The following is a 16077-nucleotide window of genomic DNA, read 5'->3' as shown; positions in this document are numbered from 1 at the left end:
ACGATATGAAAAATATAATATTTGGGCTTGCTTGTTATGTTGTTTTTCTAATATATGAGTGGTCGAATATAAATCCTGTTGAAGCAATTATATTATTATCTGTTTTATTATTTATACCAATGTCACTTTGTATTAGTGATAAAAGAAAAAGAGATGGATCGTATTTATTATTTTATAAATTCGTATCGTTTTTATATCCAATCGCAGCAATTTGTGCAATGCTAGCTTTCGTCACAAATTACAATGTATTTGCGCTAGTTTGGTTTGTATATACAGGAATTGTTGCGTTATTTGGTGTAAGTAGATTGCTAGAAAGAGGATGGAAGCCGTTAGAAGAGATCGCCATAGATAGTGCGTTTATTTATTTGTTTTTAGGTGGTTTTTGGTTTTTTGCTTCAGTAGCAAAACTTTCAATTATGCATTTTAGCTCTGACATTGTTTTACTCACAGCAGCGCATTTTCATTATTCGGCGTTTCTATTGCCATTATCAGCTGGTTTAATAGGGAGAAAAAGAGAAAAGAGAAGTAAAGTATATGATGCTATTATGTTTATCATCATGATTTCACCTATGACAGTTGCAATAGGAATTACATACTCGAGAATATTTGAATTTTTTGCAGTGCTCCTATATTTATGTGCGATTTATGGATATGGATTTTACGTTTGGAGAGCAAAATTTAATGCTATCAGTGCAAAGATTCTTTTAATCGTTTCGTCTAGTACACTCATGGTTACAATTATGTTCTCACTTATATACTCATACGGGAATTTGAAGCATGTAATGACGATTACAATTGCTCAAATGGTTTGGATTCACGGTGTTGTCAACGGAATTGGAGTAGCGTTACCGGCATTTGTCGGCTGGATGATCGAAAAGAGTGTTCCGAATTATAAATACTATGGGAAACCAATGAGTAAATTAAGAGGAAATGTGGCAATTGGTGAGGCTTTTTTATATAGCGGCAATTTAGTAGGCAGTAAGGAATACAACGGTTTAGTTGATCAAATAACTGATTTTCATAGTGAGTCATTTGACGTGACGAAGGTACCTTTAAGTATTATTCGTTTTTATGAAAATACAACAGAGTATGAGTTGCAATCAAATATTAAATGGGCTCGTTGGTTCCGCCTATTTGCATTTTGTTATGAGAAAATGAGCAAGCATGTAGGACAAATACATTTAGGAATGGGCGACAAGTGGGAAACGATGCATGGCTCTATCATTGGTGTAATGGATGAGGAAGATGGAAGAGAGAATGTAAGGGCTTGGCTAAGGAAAAATGAAGCAGGTGAATCTATTTTTGTAGCTCTTTATTCAAAGCATACAGATAAGGATGAGACATATATGAATATCGCCTTGCCTTTACCTTATTCGAATATGACTGGTATTTTGAGGCTATGTAATGATAATCATGATTTAATCATTACTAGTAAGTTAAGAGAAAATGGCCAGGGAGATGAGGGGATTTATTTACATACTCGGTTCTTAACAATCCGTTTACCGTTAGCAGAGACTTTCATCATTACAGAGGGTAAGGATAAAATGTTAACAGCTCATCATAGCATGTGGCTATTTGGACTTGAATTTTTACATATTCATTATAAGATTGAAAAAATTGCACAGAAGTAAGAAAGGCTTGGATGGGTTTCCAAGCTTTTTTATGTATGGGTAATTGTCATAGAAATTTGTTTATTTAGCTCATTATCCCAAACACGTTGAATTTCAAAAGTGCCTGTTTCAAAAAATAATGGGAATCTTTCTTTAAACCAAGTTTGCATAGGTAGCTTTAGTGCTGTATCGATTGGTATCCATAAGAAAGAATAAGCCCTAAAGAAATTAGGACTTATTCTTCATTAAATACAAATGTTTGTTTCATTTTTTTACCTTCATTTACCGGATGGCCGTTATAAGAGAAATTCTTTTCTTCCCAAGTGATCACAACTTTAAAATTATGACTATTAAAGTCTAATGGGAATACCATGTAGTCAAAGCTTGTATGACTTTTAGAAATATTTTCATTAGGTGTAGTAGGTTTAAAGGTAGCCTTAGAGGTAGGATTGTTATCAAGTATTTCCACGGATACGTTTGATACATCATGACCGATGTTTTTTACGAGTAAACTATACGTATCAAATACACCTTGTTTCGGCTGGATTGCTTGCTTGTTTGAGTTATGAGATTTATCAATTTCGACATACCATTGTTTAGACTTTGATGCAATCGGTAGTGACTGAAATGTGTAAGCACTAGCTTGCATTGGTAGTGCTAAACATATAAGCGTAAAGAGAGTTAATATTTTTCGTTTCATTTTTTGAGAGCTCCCATTCTTTAATGGATTTACTTGTTATTATCTTCTTTTTACGAGTGAATATACCATATAATGTAAAGTGGTTATTGTGAGTAGTGAATTAATATCTTATTCACTACTCTTATAGCTGGCATAATTACGTATGTAGTAAGAAAGAATAAATTTATTTTTTCTATACTTAGATTGCCGCCCTTTTTAAAAGGGCTATTTTTACGTTTTAATAAAAAGAATATCCTAAGAGTTCCGTATAAATTATTTATTTTAATGTAGTTAAATGTGCTTATATATGTGAAATTAGAGAAGGAAGCTGTGTAGAGATGTTTCTACACAGCTTTTTAGGATACGAAAAAATTTCCAAAATATGTTAAAATAATATTGTCATACAACAAGGGGGATTTGTTTTATGGAAAATGGACATCTTGCTAAAGTAGACTTAACGAAAAAAATTGAATCAAAATCTAAGTACAACAAGAAACTCGAAAAATATCAAAGGCGCTTATTAGCATTACAACAAATTTTGAAAGAAGAAAAAATCGCGGTTATGCTTGTTATGGAAGGATGGGATGCGGCTGGTAAAGGTGGGGCAATTAAGCGGGTGACGGAACATCTTGATCCACGTGGGTTCCAAGTAAATCCAATTGGAGCACCTGCACCTCATGAAAAACGTTACCATTATTTGCAACGTTTCTGGCGCAAAATTCCACAGTACGGGCAAATCACCATTTTTGATCGCTCATGGTACGGTCGTGTGTTAGTTGAGCGTGTTGAAGGATTTGCTACAAAGGAAGAGTGGATGAGAGCATATGATGAGATTAATGATTTTGAAAAACTACTAACAGATGACCATTACATAATAGGGAAGTTCTTCTACCATATAAGTAAAGAGGAACAGTTAAAGAGATTTAAAGATAGAGAGAAAAATCCTTTGAAAAGATGGAAAATTACAGACGAAGATTGGCGTAATCGTGAAAAATGGGATGAATATGTTGAAGCAATGGAAGACATGTTTGAAAAAACAAGTAAGCCAAATGCGAAGTGGCATATTATTGAAAGTAACGATAAATTGTATGCCCGTGTGAAAACGTTAAAAATCATTATTTCATTCATTGAGGATTATTTCTTAGAACATGGTATAGAATTGCCTTCTTATTATTATGAAATGAAAGAGGATATTGAAGTTTTGCAAGATGTAGGTGTTAAAGAGTAAAAAAGAAAATGGTCCTGTGAATTGGTGAAACCAAATTATGGGGCTTTTTTATTTAGAAACATTTTACAATTAACAGAATAAGGTATATAATCAATAATCATATTAACATTGTTAATATGATTATTGATTATATACTATGTGGGGGTTTTACTTTGAAGGGAAGAGATGTTGTTTTAGGTTTACTAATGGAAAAGGAATTGTCTGGTTACGATATTAAAATTGTGTTTGAAGACGTATTTACTCATTTTTTTGATGGAAGTTTTGGAATGATTTATCCAACGTTACGACAATTGGAGAATGAAGGGAAAATAAAAAAAGAGGTTGTCATGCAAGAGGGAAAACCGAATAAGAAAATGTACTTTATTACAGATGAGGGGCGTGAAGAATTTTATCAATACATGCAGACACCTGTAGAGAAGGATGTTTTACGTTCGGATTTTTTAATGAGAATGTATTTTGGTAACTATAGTGATGATGTAACAATAAAAAAATGGATTAAAGATGAAATTGAAAGAAAAGAAGCGTACATTGCAGATCTTCGATTGAAATATGAAAAGTGGAGAGTAGGTATTACTTTCGTCGAAGAAATTTCACTAGATGTAGGTATTGCATCGTATAGTGCACAAGTGGAGACTTTGAAGAAAAAATTAGAAGAGTTAGAGGCGAAAGAAAACAATAAAACAGAAGAATGAAAAACGCGTTCACAATAAATAAAGGGGTATATAAAGATGGAGCAATCAAAGGGTATTAAGATTGTCTTTTTAATGTGTCTAGGTATCTTTCTTTGTATGATTGATACGACAATTATGAATATAGCTTTACCGGCAATACAATCGAGTGTAAATACTTCGTTAGAAAAGATGTCTTGGGTATTAAATGTTTATACAATGACGATTGCAGTACTTGCCATTCCGTTAGGGCGGATAGCTGATATCTTTGGAAAAGCAAAGATGTATATTCTTGGTCTGGTGATTTTTGGTGGTGGATCGGTACTTTGCGCTTTTGCTAATACAGGTGATTTTCTTATTTTTTCTCGTTTTATACAAAGTATTGGGGCAGCGATTTTATTTCCAACAAGTATGGTAATTGGTGTATCAGCTATGCCATTAGCTAAGAGGCATGTTGCGCTTGCGATTTTAGGAGTAACACAAGGATTGTCAGCTGCTATGGGACCAGTAATAGGTGGAATTATTACGCAAAATTTAGGATGGAGATGGGTGTTCTTCGTTAATGTTCCGGTTTGTATAATAGGAATCGTGTTATGTTGCATCATGCTACAAATAAAAAATGAAGAACGTATTATTTCAAAAATAGATTGGATAGGACTACTATTAAGTAGCACAGCAATTTTTTCATTTACTCTCATATTAGTAAAAGGTAATACATGGGGATGGCAAAGTAATATTGCTTTGTCTTGTTATGCAATTAGCACTATTTCTCTTATTCTATTTGTTTTAGTAGAACGAAAGATTCATAATCCAATGGTGAATTTAAAGTTATTTCAAGATCGAATGTTTGTCGGAGCGTCTATCGTTGTTATATTAAGTAATTTATTTTTAATTGGAGTTACTGTATTGCTTCCAACGTTCTTGACGAAACTACAAGGTCGAACGGAAATTGAAGCGGCTTTTTTAGTGACACCTATTTCAGCAATGATATTTTTTGTCTCACCAGTTGCAGCAACTTTAATTAAAAAACTCGGAAAAGTAACTATTATTTTGTCAGGATTTCTTATTATGGGGCTTTCCTACTATTGGTTGCAAATGATTGATGTTCATTCAACAAATATAGAAATTATTATTCCATGTATGATATTAGGTGTTGGATATGGTTTAGTAGTGGGGCCAATTACAGTTTTAAGTGCGTCTTCGTTTGAAGGAGAATTGTTAACTGCTTCTCAAAGTGTTGTATCAATGTTACGACAAGTCGGAATTGTATTGGCAGTCGCAATATTTGTCTCTAACTTAACTCACAATTTAACTGTAAATAAAGAAAAAGTATATCGTTATGCAGAAGAAAAGGTGCGTACTATTCATGTGAATAGTACTGAGCAAACTGAAATTTTACAAATGACTAAAGAGAAAATAGAGAATCAAAGTTTAGAGTCGAATATAAATAAGAAACAAAATGCAATGACAATGGGATTAAGTAAAGAGAAAAAGGAAGAATTGATTCGCGACAAGACGGATGAAATATTAAGAAAAGTTCCAGTAGAATATAGAGATGTAAAAAGAGAAGAAGTTATGAGGCAAGTGACAAAAGAAGTTGAAAAACAAGAGGAAAGTATAAAGAAAGAGGTACTCACATTTTCAAATGATGTGAATCATTATGCCAAGAATCAGATGGCTATGAGTTTTACAGATTTATATAAAGCAAGTGTGCCAATTATTTTAATTTGTGCTTTCGTAAGTTTGTTGTTTTGGGAAGGGAAAGCTTTGAGTAAAAAGAGAAGGGGAAGATTAGTAGAAGAAGCGTAAAGAAAAACAGGCTATAGCAGCCTGTTTTTTTCATTGTTTTCTCCTTGCATATTGTGAATAGTAGTATTTTTAATATAGCATGGGATAAGTCGAGTATGATTAGAAAGTTTTTTAGAATGAAAGGGATGAATGGAAAATGCCATTGAATATGTAACGTTATACATAGTACATTAACAAGAGGGATTAATTTTAAAAGGAGGATGGGGAATTGCTAGATAAGGCAGGGGCTTTAATAGATAATCATGTGTACACAGAAGAAGAGCAACAAAAACTATACAAACGAACGTTAATAATCGTCAGCATTTCACAAATGTTTGGCGGTGCAGGACTAGCTGCTGGTATTACAGTGGGAGCACTTCTTGCGCAGCAAATGCTTGGAACAGATGCATTTGCAGGATTACCAACTGCTATGTTTACATTAGGATCGGCATTAGCAGCTTTCATAGTAGGGAAGCTTTCGCAACGATATGGACGCCGGATAGGTCTTGCAACAGGGTTTATAGTAGGCGGATTTGGAGCAATTGGTGTTGTAATGGCAGCTTTAACGAACAGCATTATTCTTTTACTTATTTCTTTACTCATATATGGTGCCGGTACAGCCACGAATCTACAAGCTCGTTATGCAGGTACAGATTTAGCAGATAAGAAGCAGAGAGCAACGGCTGTTAGTATTACGATGGTAATGACGACTTTCGGTGCAGTTGCAGGACCAAATTTAGTAGGGGTAATGGGAAGTTTTGCTCATTCAATTGGAGTTCCTAAACTTGCAGGTCCGTTCATACTATCGGCAGCAGCATTTATACTGGCGGGTCTAGTTCTTTTTGTTATGCTTCGTCCAGATCCTTTGATTATTGCTAACATAATAGAAAGATATAAACAGGAACATACATATAAAGGACAACCAATAACAGAAGAAGCGAAAGAAAATAAACGAGGTATTACAGTTGGAGCAATCGTAATGATACTTACGCAAATAGTGATGGTTGCGATTATGACGATGACGCCAGTTCATATGGGACACCACGGTCACGGTTTAAGTGCAGTAGGACTTGTGATAGGTTTTCATGTAGGTGCAATGTATCTTCCATCTCTCGTTACAGGAATGTTAATTGATAAAATTGGCCGAACTACAATGAGCATAGCTGGTGGAGTGATTTTACTTGCAGCGGGTGTCATAGCTGCGATAGCGCCAAGTGATTCTTTATTATTATTAATCGTTGCTCTGTCTTTACTTGGGCTAGGATGGAACCTCGGATTGATAAGTGGTACAGCACAAATCGTTGATTCCACAACACCGTCTACACGTGCTAAAACACAAGGGAAAATAGATGTTTTTATTGCGCTAGCTGGAGCTTCTGGTGGAGCAATGTCAGGTATGGTAGTAGCGAATTCAAGTTATGCGGCATTGTCATTGGCTGGAGGCGTGTTAGCGTTATTACTTATTCCTGTTGTGATATGGTCTCGAAAAGGGGCAAGAAATTAAATGAAAAAGAGGTTCTAGTTACTGACTAGAGCCTCTTTTTATACACTTAAATTAAATTCCACTCTACAATAAGCCCTAAATGCGTAAGCCCGCCACCAAATCCGTATAGTAAAAGTGTGTCTCCGTTATTTAATTTCCCTTCTTTTATAGCTAAATTTAAAGCGAGTGGAATGGTGACTGAAGAGGTATTCCCCATATATTCCACGCTCGTTAATGTTTTTTGTATTGGAATTTGAGATTTTTCGCAAATAGATTCGATCATTCGTAAGTTAGCGCTGTGGGGTATGAACCAGTCTATATCATCTACTTGCATATTTACGGTATGTAATAAATTTTTTATGCCTTTTGGTACTGTGCGTGTTGCCCATTTATATACTTCTCTTCCATTTTGAACGATTTTTTCATTTGTTTGCAGTGGTGTGCCATTCATAGTAGTAGATAAGTTTGTTCTATATAGATGAATGCCGCCATCACCGTTTGTTCCCATGTGAGCAGCGATAAAGCTTTGGGTGTTTTCATCTCTTTCTAATAAAATAGCTCCAGCACCATCACCGAATAAAATACAGGTCGTTCTATCGGTATAATCAGTAACTTTAGATAATGTCTCTGTCGCTACGACAAGTACTTTTTCATGTGATCCAGAAGTGATTAAGCTATTACCGACGTGTAGTCCATATGTAAAACCAGCACAAGTTGCATTTAAATCAAAAGCTAGTGTATGAGGTATGTTGAAGTATTGTTGTATTTGGCAAGCAACACTAGGGAAAACGTAATCAGCAGTATTAGTAGCGACAATGATACAGTCGACATCTTCTAAGTTTTTCTTATATGTTGTACATAAATTTTCAATTGCTTTAATGGCTAAGTTTGAGGAGTATTCTTCGTCGCTAGCGATTCTTCTTTCCTTCATTCCTGTTCTTTGTACAATCCATTCATCATTCGTATGGACCATCTTTTCTAAATCGTTATTAGACAATATTTGATCTGGAACATAAGTACCAATTGCAGTAATACGAGATTTAGAATGCATAGGAACATCTCCTAACTTTTATTTTTATAACCTGATACTAATATTAGGTTATAAAAATGTCAATAAAGATTTTTGTTGTATTAAAACGATAATACTTAACTTACTATGAAGGAATTTGGCGAGTGCTGTAAAAATAATATACGAGAAGTTTCTAAAATTGATAATGAAGGGAGTTAAGCTCCTTGAAAAGGATTTTACACATGTTTCCTGTTGTCATCATTTGTAGCTTTATTCTTATTATTTTTCCTGAGAAATCTTATGCTTGTGATTGTATTAAAGTATCAACAGAAGCTGCATTTCAAAAAACGATGTAGTGTTTGAGGGAAAAGTAATTGAGGTTGGAAGGAAAGCAGAGGTTGGAACTGAAGTGTTATTTGAAGTGAAGAAAATTTGGAAAGGGACAACTTCTTCGCAAATTATCGTATATACAAAGGGTGGTGATTGTATGTTTCGCTTTGTAGAAGGAGGAGAGTACTTAGTATTTTCTACTCAAAGAGGATCAGAAAAACAATTACACACAAATAGTTGTAGTGGAACGAAGAGATTGGATGAGGCAGGGGCAGACAAAGCGGCTTTAAGTCAAATTGCAAAAGAGTCTGTTCCGACGAAGAAAGTGGATTTAAAAGGTGAGATGGTGAGCGGTTTAAATTGGCGGCAAGTTGCTATTATTTCCATTGGTTTGTTATTGATGATTGTTTTTGTTATTTTTATTGTGAGAAAAACTCGCAAAAAATGACGATTAAAGTAAAAATATAAAGATTTTCTTTAGTGTGATATAGGTTGTTAAACCTTGTGAAAGCGAATTACTTATGCTACACTTTATGTAACTTAAAATGAACGGAGGGGCTTCCTTTGATCTTAATCAGATTACGTCTCAATACTTTGTGCCAATAATTGAATAGCGCTCAAAGGCTCTGTCTGTGTACAGAGTGAACGGGATTGGTCTGCCTATTTTAAAGGAACCCTTTATTAAACTTATATGTGAAAAAGAGGGAGGGACGAATACGCCCTCTTTTTGTTTTGCCTTTATAAATAGAATGGGATTGTATAAGTGAACACTTACTGTGGATACGTATACAATCTTGGGACTTTTTGACTATAAAATAGGATGAAAGCATAGCTTTCTTCTATTTCTTTGGTGAACCCTTATCCGTTTACGAAAACACAGGCAGCGACCTGTGTTTTTTATTTTACGTAATCGAAATGGAGGAATAAATATATGGAAGAAGTATTACAAAGAGCAGTTTTAGTTGGAGTAAATGTAGGTAATGAAGATGATTTTGCATATTCGATGGAAGAGTTAACAAATCTTGCGGAAGCTTGTGATGTAGAGGTAATTGGGCAAGTAACGCAAAATTTACAACGAGTAAATCCATCGCATTATATCGGAAAAGGAAAGATTGAAGAAGTTGCAGCGTATGTACAAGAAATAGATGCGAATATGGTTATCTTTAATGATGAGTTATCTCCTTCACAAATTCGAAATTTAGAAGAGGATTTAGATTGTAAGGTAATTGATCGTACCATTTTAATTTTAGATATTTTTGCGCAACGTGCGAAAACGAAAGAAGCACAGCTACAAGTAGAAGTAGCACACCTTCAGTATATGATGCCTCGTTTAATCGGTCTTCGTGAATCGTTAGGGAGACAGAGCGGCGGCGTTGGTACGAAAAATAAAGGTGTCGGTGAAAAGAAGTTAGAGTTAGACCGTCGTAAAATTGAAGAACAAATTTCAGTTTTGAATAAAGATTTAGAAGCGCTCGTTGCCCAGCGTCAAACGCAGCGAAAGCAGCGTAAGAAAAATGAAATACCTGTTGTAGCATTAGTAGGTTATACGAATGCAGGAAAGTCAACGACGATGAATGCAATGCTTGAAATTTATAATGGTACAGAAGAAAAACAAGTATTTGAAAAAGATATGTTATTCGCGACGTTAGAAACATCTGTACGAAATATTGATTTGCCAGATAATAAATCATTTTTATTAACAGATACAGTTGGATTTGTAAGTAAATTACCACATCATCTTGTGAAGGCGTTCCGTTCAACATTAGAAGAAGTAGCGGAAGCAGACCTACTTATTCACGTTGTAGATTACGCAAATCCAAATTATGAACAATTAATTGATATTACAAATGAAACGTTAAAGAAAATTGGAGTAGAAAATATTCCAACGATTTATGCTTATAATAAATCAGATATGGTAGATGTTGAAATTCCGAAAGTGCAAGAAGATCGCGTTTATTTATCAGCGAAAAAACATGTTGGAATTGAAGAACTTGTAGAAATGATTCGCTCACACATCTATAAAGAATATACGAAGTGTGAAATGTTAATTCCATATGATCAAGGACAGGTAGTTTCGTATTTCAATAATCATGCACACGTTTTATCTACGAGTTACGAAAACGAAGGTACCAAATTACAAATAGAATGTAAGACGAGTGATTACGAGAAGTATAAGCATTTTGCAATTTAATGTAAGAGGCAACCCAGTATGTGATTGGGTTGTCTTTTTTTGTACTGTTTTACCGCTGAAAGTTACAAGGATGCAAGCCAATGACGGGAGTTAAGTTATATTTCTGGAAAAAGAAATGAAAGCAGTATAGAATAGAAATGTTTCAAAAGTCAGAATTTATTACACCTACTGTAATAAATATATATTTTGTACAGAAAGGGGAGATTCACATATGCAGGCAGTTTCACACAAAAAAACTGTAGAAACACCGACAATATATCGAATTTTATTTGCGATTAGCTTTGGGCATTTTTTAAATGATTCGATGCAAGCAGTTGTGCCGGCGTTGTTTCCTATTTTGGAAAAAACGATGAATTTATCCTATATGCAAGTAGGGTGGATTGCGTTTGCATTAAATATGACGTCATCGATTATGCAACCGGTGTTTGGTATGTATTCAGATAAGAAGCCGTCACCATTTTTATTACCACTCGGCATGTTTTCAAGTATGCTTGGAATGATTGGACTCGCGTTTGCACCAAACTTTATTATTGTTATTATTTCTGTTTTATTTATTGGTTTAGGTTCCGCGGTCTTTCATCCAGAAGGCGCTCGTGTTGCGTATATGGCGGCAGGTGCAAAACGAGGGTTAGCGCAAGCAATTTATCAAGTTGGGGGAAACACGGGGAATTCTTTAGCTCCTATTTTTACAGCACTAATTTTCGTTCCACTCGGTCAAATTGGTTCATTAGGTTTTACAGCATTTGCAGCAGTAGGAATTGTATTATTAATTTTCGTATCGAATTGGTACAAAAATGAATTAGCAACCGGTGCTGTAAGAAGGAAGAAGAGGGCTGCACTTGAGGCGGAAAATGCAATTGTAAGTACACACATTAAATTCGTTATTATACTTCTTGTTTTTCTTACTTTTGTACGCTCTTGGTACGGTGCTGGTATCGGGAATTTCTATCAATTTTACTTAATAGAGCATTACGGTTTATCTATAAAAAATGCCCAGTATTTCGTATTCGCATTTATGATTGCTGGTGTGTTAGGAACTTTCTTCGGAGGACCGTTAGCAGATCGATTTGGTAAGAAAAATATCATCGTATTTTCAATGTTAGGTTCAGCGCCACTTGCACTGTTATTACCACATGTCTCACTTGTGTGGGTCGTACCGTTATTTTTATGTATCGGTTTTATTAGTTCAAGTAGTTTTAGTGTAATTGTTGTATATGCACAAGAGCTTGTACCTGGAAAAGTGGGAATGGTGTCAGGATTAATCGTAGGTCTTGCGTTTGGACTTGGAGCATTAGGTGCTGTAGTTCTTGGGAAATTAGCAGATATATATAGCCTGCAATTTATTATGCTATTATGTAGTTGTCTACCATTAATTGGACTCACTTCATGGTTACTGCCAAGTGATAAGAAAACGATAGAATAGGGGATGCGCTATGAAATTGTGTGAAAACGTTACGGAATTAATAGGAGATACACCTGTCGTCCGATTATCTAAATTTATTCCGGAAGACGCAGCAGATGTGTATGTGAAACTAGAAATGTTTAATCCATCGCGCAGTGTGAAAGACCGTGCTGCTTATAATTTACTTCACGTTGCAGAAGAAAATGGTCTCATCAAACCAGGAGATACAATTATTGAACCGACAAGCGGGAATACAGGGATTGGTTTAGCGATGAATGCAGCAGCTAAAGGGTATAAAGCGATTTTAATTATGCCAGATAATATGTCAAAAGAGCGTATTAATTTATTGAAAGCATACGGAGCAGAAGTAGTTTTAACACCAGCAGAACAAAGAATGCCAGGAGCAATTGCGAAGGCGTTAGAACTGCAAAAACAAATACTGAATAGTTTTATCCCGCAACAATTTGAAAATCCAGCTAATCCGAATATTCACCGTTATACAACTGCACTTGAAATTTACGAACAAATGGATGGAGAGCTTGATGCTTTTGTTGCAACGGCAGGAACAGGCGGAACGATTACAGGGACTGGTGAAACGTTAAAAGAGAAATTGCCAAACTTATATATTGCAGTAGTGGAACCGAAAGGATCTCCCGTTTTATCCGGTGGTGTACCAGGTCCTCATAAACTAGTAGGAACAAGCCCAGGATTTATTCCGAAAAACTTAAATACAGAAGTGTATAACGAAATTATTCAAATTGCAGATGAAGAGGCTTTAACGACAATGAGAAACTTAGCTAGACAAGAAGGATTATTAGTTGGGCCATCTTCTGGAGCATCTGTTTACGCTGCAATCATGATAGCGAAACGCCTAGGCGTTGGTAAAAAAGTTTTATGTATTGCGCCTGATACAGGTGAACGTTATTTGAGCATGGGGTTATTTGAATAAAAAGGATAGAAACACCTTAATAGTGAATAGCTGCTATTAAGGTGTTTGTTTTATGGAATGAAGAGGGGGAGAAGAACAATGAAACTATTAAAACCAATCCATGAATATAGTGAGCATATTACGGCGTATAGACAAGCGTTTTTACACTCAGGGGAACAACCACATGGAAGTAGTTCTTTACAAAACTTTGATTCTCTTGATGAATGGTTTGAAAAAGTGAGTAAACAAGAACTAGGAGAAAATTTACTAGCTAATCGAGTGCCATCTAGTCAGTTTTTAAGTTTTGAAAAAGGGAAACTTATAGGTTTTGTGAATATTAGACATAGATTAAATCCAGAATTATTACGGGAAAGCGGTCATATTGGATATAGTGTCCATCCGAATAAACGTCGCCACGGTTACGCTACGAAACAACTACAACTTGCATTAGCTGAAGCGCAAAAATTAGGATTGCAGAAAGTATTAATAACTTGCGATAAATCCAATATCGGTTCTGCTAAAACGATTCAAAAGGTTGGAGGTGTGTTAGAAAATGAAGTAGTTTCTTCTCGTACTGGTGAAGTTATTCAGCGCTATTGGATAGAAATATGATTAAGTAGGAATTTGAAAAGGTAATGCAAGCTGTAATATCGAAATAGATAAATGAAATATAGGGGATTACTGCAATTTTAGGGGGAAATGAAATGGGATTAAAAGAGAAAGCGATAGAGATGTCAGAGATTTATAGGAAAAATCCGAAAGTAGAAGCTATTATTTTAGCGGGTTCAGTAGCTAGAAAGCTTGAAGATGAACATTCAGATATAGAATTACATATTTTATGGTCAACACCGCCGGAAGATGAGGATCGTAGGGCCCCTATTTATCATATTGATGGGAAAATATTATCGTATCATCCGTATGAGGAAGAAGAATGGTCGGAAACGTATTTAACGAAAGAGGGAATTAAATTAGAGATTAGTAACTTTTTAACAGAGACAGTAGAGAAAGTGATTTCGGATGTGGTGGATCAATATGATATAAGTTATGAAAAACAATGTGTTGTATCATCCATTCATGATGGTGTTAGTTTGTATGGAGAAGGGAAAGTGAATGAATTAAAAGAAAAAGTAGCGGCATATCCAGATGAACTAGCAAAACGGATGATTTCAGAAAATCTATGGTTAAGTAATCGTTGGCACAATCGAAAGGCGCTTTTAAAACGGAAAGATTGGCTTATGCTTTATGACATTATTTGCGAAGTACAAAGGAACGTATTCGGTGTTTTATTTGGTTTGAATAAAATGTACGTACATCATCCAGCGTTTAAATGGATGCCTAATAATGTGGAACGAATGACTATTAAACCTGAAAAATTATATGAACGTATGGCGGACACATTAATAGGGAATCCAGAAAAAAGTGTGCAGGAGTTAGAGTTGCTAATAGAAGAAGTGTTGCAACAAGTTCATACATACGCGCCAGGAGTAAATGTGGATGAGCAAGAAAAATCTATTTTTTATTTTGTGAAATAGAAAATAGTAATAAGGGGGAAGTTATGGGTTTTTTTAATAGGTTTTTTAAAAAAGTTGAAAAAGTAAATGAGCAAGAAGCTACTCTTCATGAATTAAGTGAAGAATTGTATGTTGAATCACCGGTAGAGGAAGCGACTAGTTACTGGGTATCAATGGCACAAAATATAATTGTTAATGCTGTAAAAGCGGCTGACAATGATGTGGAACGTGCCTTCGTGTTATTGAATTTGAAGAAAGGTGAGGCTTCATTTGATATTTTTTATCAAATAAATGGGCAATTGTATTTCTGGGATCAGCTAGAAAATGAGACGATAAGAAATAGAATTCAGAACGAGTTGTTACCGCAAGCTCCAGAAGTTTCAAATGCAGTAAATGAGCAATTTCGTGGAGCTGATCACCCTATAATTTCGTTCGCACAATTGCAGTTTGAATGGGAAACGAAAGCCTGGTTCTCACATATAATTTGGGAAGATAGCCTTGCTGCTCAATTGCCCAAAACTCAAATTCTAAATGAATGGTTTCGTGTAATTAAAGAAGAAACGAAAAATAGACCACTGGATAGTGATGCGAAATTTTCTTGGTATCCATCAAACTCTTAAAAAATGAATACAGAGAGACAGGTTATGTTTCTAGATGATTTGTATTATTGAATAAGTATCAATAATACGTAATTCTTTTTCTATTGCCTGTTAGAATTCGTTATGTACTAAGCTACTTGTTTTCTAAACTAAAACTTATATTTCGAATTTTTAAATAGATTGTAATACATAAAAATTCAAAATATAAGTTGACACTATTTTTAATGTGTGATAAAAATGATAGTAATCAATTCGGAAAATAATATTTGGGCAATGAAAGGGTATAGTAGTGAATATCTCCCTATTTCAGAGAGCTGATGGTTGGTGTGAATCAGTATATAGATTATTCATGAAGTTCGTCCTGGAGCATCTTTCATAAATCTCGCATTATGAGGAAATGAAAGACGGTAGTTTATACCGTTATCAAATAAAGTGGTGAAGATTTTTTCACAACTAGGGTGGTACCGCGATATTTATCGTCCCTACGTATTTACGTAGGGACGTTTTTTATTTAGGTCCTAACTTTGGTGTGTCTTCATAACTAGGGTGGTACCGCGATATTTTATCGTCCCTACGTTTTTGCGTAGGGGCGTTTTTATTTAGGTGGTTTCTTAGTGTTCTTCACAACTAGGGTGGTACCGCGATATTTTT

The 16077-nt window shown here is 35.0% G+C and carries 13 protein-coding genes, 2 pseudogenes and 1 other annotated feature; of the genes and pseudogenes, 12 read left to right on the top strand and 3 right to left on the bottom strand.

The annotated features are described in order from the left end of the window. Positions 1–5 precede the first annotated feature (5 nt). The gene (locus CQ064_RS00545; protein WP_000789389.1) at positions 6–1631 is read left to right on the top strand and encodes a YndJ family protein; all 1626 of its coding nucleotides are present in this window, start codon (positions 6–8) and stop codon (positions 1629–1631) included. A 29-nt stretch (positions 1632–1660) separates the two neighbouring features. On the opposite strand, the pseudogene CQ064_RS00540 reads toward CQ064_RS00545, so the two are convergent. Together CQ064_RS00540 and CQ064_RS00535 are read right to left on the bottom strand one after the other, a co-directional pair. Continuing rightward, positions 1661–1816: pseudogene (locus tag CQ064_RS00540) on the bottom strand (DNA mismatch repair protein MutT); the annotation flags it as partial. A 29-nt stretch (positions 1817–1845) separates the two neighbouring features. Next, a complete protein-coding gene (locus CQ064_RS00535) occupies positions 1846–2310 on the bottom strand; it encodes a hypothetical protein (protein WP_000823337.1) in 465 nt (154 codons plus the stop codon). A 403-nt stretch (positions 2311–2713) separates the two neighbouring features. Between CQ064_RS00535 and CQ064_RS00530 the strand changes: the two genes are divergently transcribed. The 4 genes from CQ064_RS00530 to CQ064_RS00515 all read left to right on the top strand — a co-directional run bounded on the left by CQ064_RS00530 (position 2714) and on the right by CQ064_RS00515 (position 7477). Next, a complete protein-coding gene (locus CQ064_RS00530) occupies positions 2714–3517 on the top strand; it encodes a polyphosphate kinase 2 family protein (protein ID WP_000427319.1) in 804 nt (267 codons plus the stop codon). Positions 3518–3669: 152 nt separating this feature from the next. Next, on the top strand, positions 3670–4209 hold the full coding sequence (locus CQ064_RS00525; protein WP_000678333.1) for a PadR family transcriptional regulator: 540 nt from the start codon (positions 3670–3672) through the stop codon (positions 4207–4209). Between the two features lie 36 nt (positions 4210–4245). After that, positions 4246–5994: an MDR family MFS transporter gene (locus tag CQ064_RS00520; protein WP_000438116.1), complete on the top strand. Its 1749-nt coding sequence runs from the start codon at positions 4246–4248 to the stop codon at positions 5992–5994. Positions 5995–6202: 208 nt separating this feature from the next. Next, positions 6203–7477 (top strand): MFS transporter, encoded by a 1275-nt coding sequence (locus tag CQ064_RS00515; RefSeq protein ID WP_000884513.1) that lies wholly within the window; start codon positions 6203–6205, stop codon positions 7475–7477. 46 nt (positions 7478–7523) lie between these two features. On the opposite strand, the gene CQ064_RS00510 is transcribed toward CQ064_RS00515, so the two are convergent. Next, complete coding sequence (locus CQ064_RS00510) at positions 7524–8507, bottom strand: ketoacyl-ACP synthase III (RefSeq protein ID WP_000555750.1); 984 nt, start codon at positions 8505–8507, stop codon at positions 7524–7526. A gap of 200 nt (positions 8508–8707) precedes the next feature. Between CQ064_RS00510 and CQ064_RS00505 the strand changes: the two are divergent. The 7 genes and pseudogenes from CQ064_RS00505 (at position 8708) to CQ064_RS00475 (ending at position 15447) form a co-directional block, all read left to right on the top strand. Continuing rightward, positions 8708–9243 (top strand): annotated as a pseudogene (locus CQ064_RS00505) (cobalamin biosynthesis protein CbiN). A gap of 483 nt (positions 9244–9726) precedes the next feature. Continuing rightward, entirely contained in the window at positions 9727–10986 is a 1260-nt protein-coding gene (gene hflX, locus CQ064_RS00500; RefSeq protein ID WP_000393283.1) for a GTPase HflX, read from the top strand. Positions 10987–11197: 211 nt separating this feature from the next. Then, on the top strand, positions 11198–12409 hold the full coding sequence (locus CQ064_RS00495) for an MFS transporter (RefSeq protein WP_001149399.1): 1212 nt from the start codon (positions 11198–11200) through the stop codon (positions 12407–12409). Positions 12410–12419: 10 nt separating this feature from the next. Beyond that, on the top strand, positions 12420–13337 hold the full coding sequence (gene cysK / locus CQ064_RS00490; protein ID WP_000762267.1) for a cysteine synthase A: 918 nt from the start codon (positions 12420–12422) through the stop codon (positions 13335–13337). Positions 13338–13415: 78 nt separating this feature from the next. Next, positions 13416–13928: a GNAT family N-acetyltransferase gene (locus tag CQ064_RS00485; protein ID WP_000771274.1), complete on the top strand. Its 513-nt coding sequence runs from the start codon at positions 13416–13418 to the stop codon at positions 13926–13928. Positions 13929–14020: 92 nt separating this feature from the next. Beyond that, positions 14021–14848 (top strand): DUF4037 domain-containing protein, encoded by an 828-nt coding sequence (locus CQ064_RS00480; RefSeq protein WP_000523178.1) that lies wholly within the window; start codon positions 14021–14023, stop codon positions 14846–14848. Positions 14849–14871: 23 nt separating this feature from the next. Then, positions 14872–15447, top strand: coding sequence for a hypothetical protein (locus CQ064_RS00475; protein ID WP_000505545.1), 576 nt, complete (start codon positions 14872–14874; stop codon positions 15445–15447). Positions 15448–15690: 243 nt separating this feature from the next. Beyond that, positions 15691–15913, top strand: a binding site (T-box leader). Positions 15914–16077 lie beyond the last annotated feature (164 nt).

Origin of the sequence: Bacillus sp. MYb78, from assembly GCF_002975115.1 — a bacterium.
Lineage (GTDB): Bacteria > Bacillota > Bacilli > Bacillales > Bacillaceae_G > Bacillus_A > Bacillus_A cereus.
The sequence above is the reverse complement of the archived record's forward strand: the minus strand, read 5'-3'. Positions and strand labels throughout refer to the sequence as shown.

Coding starts and splice junctions, on each gene's coding strand:
- CQ064_RS00545 (WP_000789389.1), top strand. CDS start 6: ATGAAAAATATAATATTTGGGCTTGCTTGTTATGTTGTTTTTCTAATA.
- CQ064_RS00535 (WP_000823337.1), bottom strand. CDS start 2,310: ATGAAACGAAAAATATTAACTCTCTTTACGCTTATATGTTTAGCACTA.
- CQ064_RS00530 (WP_000427319.1), top strand. CDS start 2,714: ATGGAAAATGGACATCTTGCTAAAGTAGACTTAACGAAAAAAATTGAA.
- CQ064_RS00520 (WP_000438116.1), top strand. CDS start 4,246: ATGGAGCAATCAAAGGGTATTAAGATTGTCTTTTTAATGTGTCTAGGT.
- CQ064_RS00510 (WP_000555750.1), bottom strand. CDS start 8,507: ATGCATTCTAAATCTCGTATTACTGCAATTGGTACTTATGTTCCAGAT.
- hflX (WP_000393283.1), top strand. CDS start 9,727: ATGGAAGAAGTATTACAAAGAGCAGTTTTAGTTGGAGTAAATGTAGGT.
- CQ064_RS00495 (WP_001149399.1), top strand. CDS start 11,198: ATGCAGGCAGTTTCACACAAAAAAACTGTAGAAACACCGACAATATAT.
- cysK (WP_000762267.1), top strand. CDS start 12,420: ATGAAATTGTGTGAAAACGTTACGGAATTAATAGGAGATACACCTGTC.
- CQ064_RS00485 (WP_000771274.1), top strand. CDS start 13,416: ATGAAACTATTAAAACCAATCCATGAATATAGTGAGCATATTACGGCG.
- CQ064_RS00480 (WP_000523178.1), top strand. CDS start 14,021: ATGGGATTAAAAGAGAAAGCGATAGAGATGTCAGAGATTTATAGGAAA.
- CQ064_RS00475 (WP_000505545.1), top strand. CDS start 14,872: ATGGGTTTTTTTAATAGGTTTTTTAAAAAAGTTGAAAAAGTAAATGAG.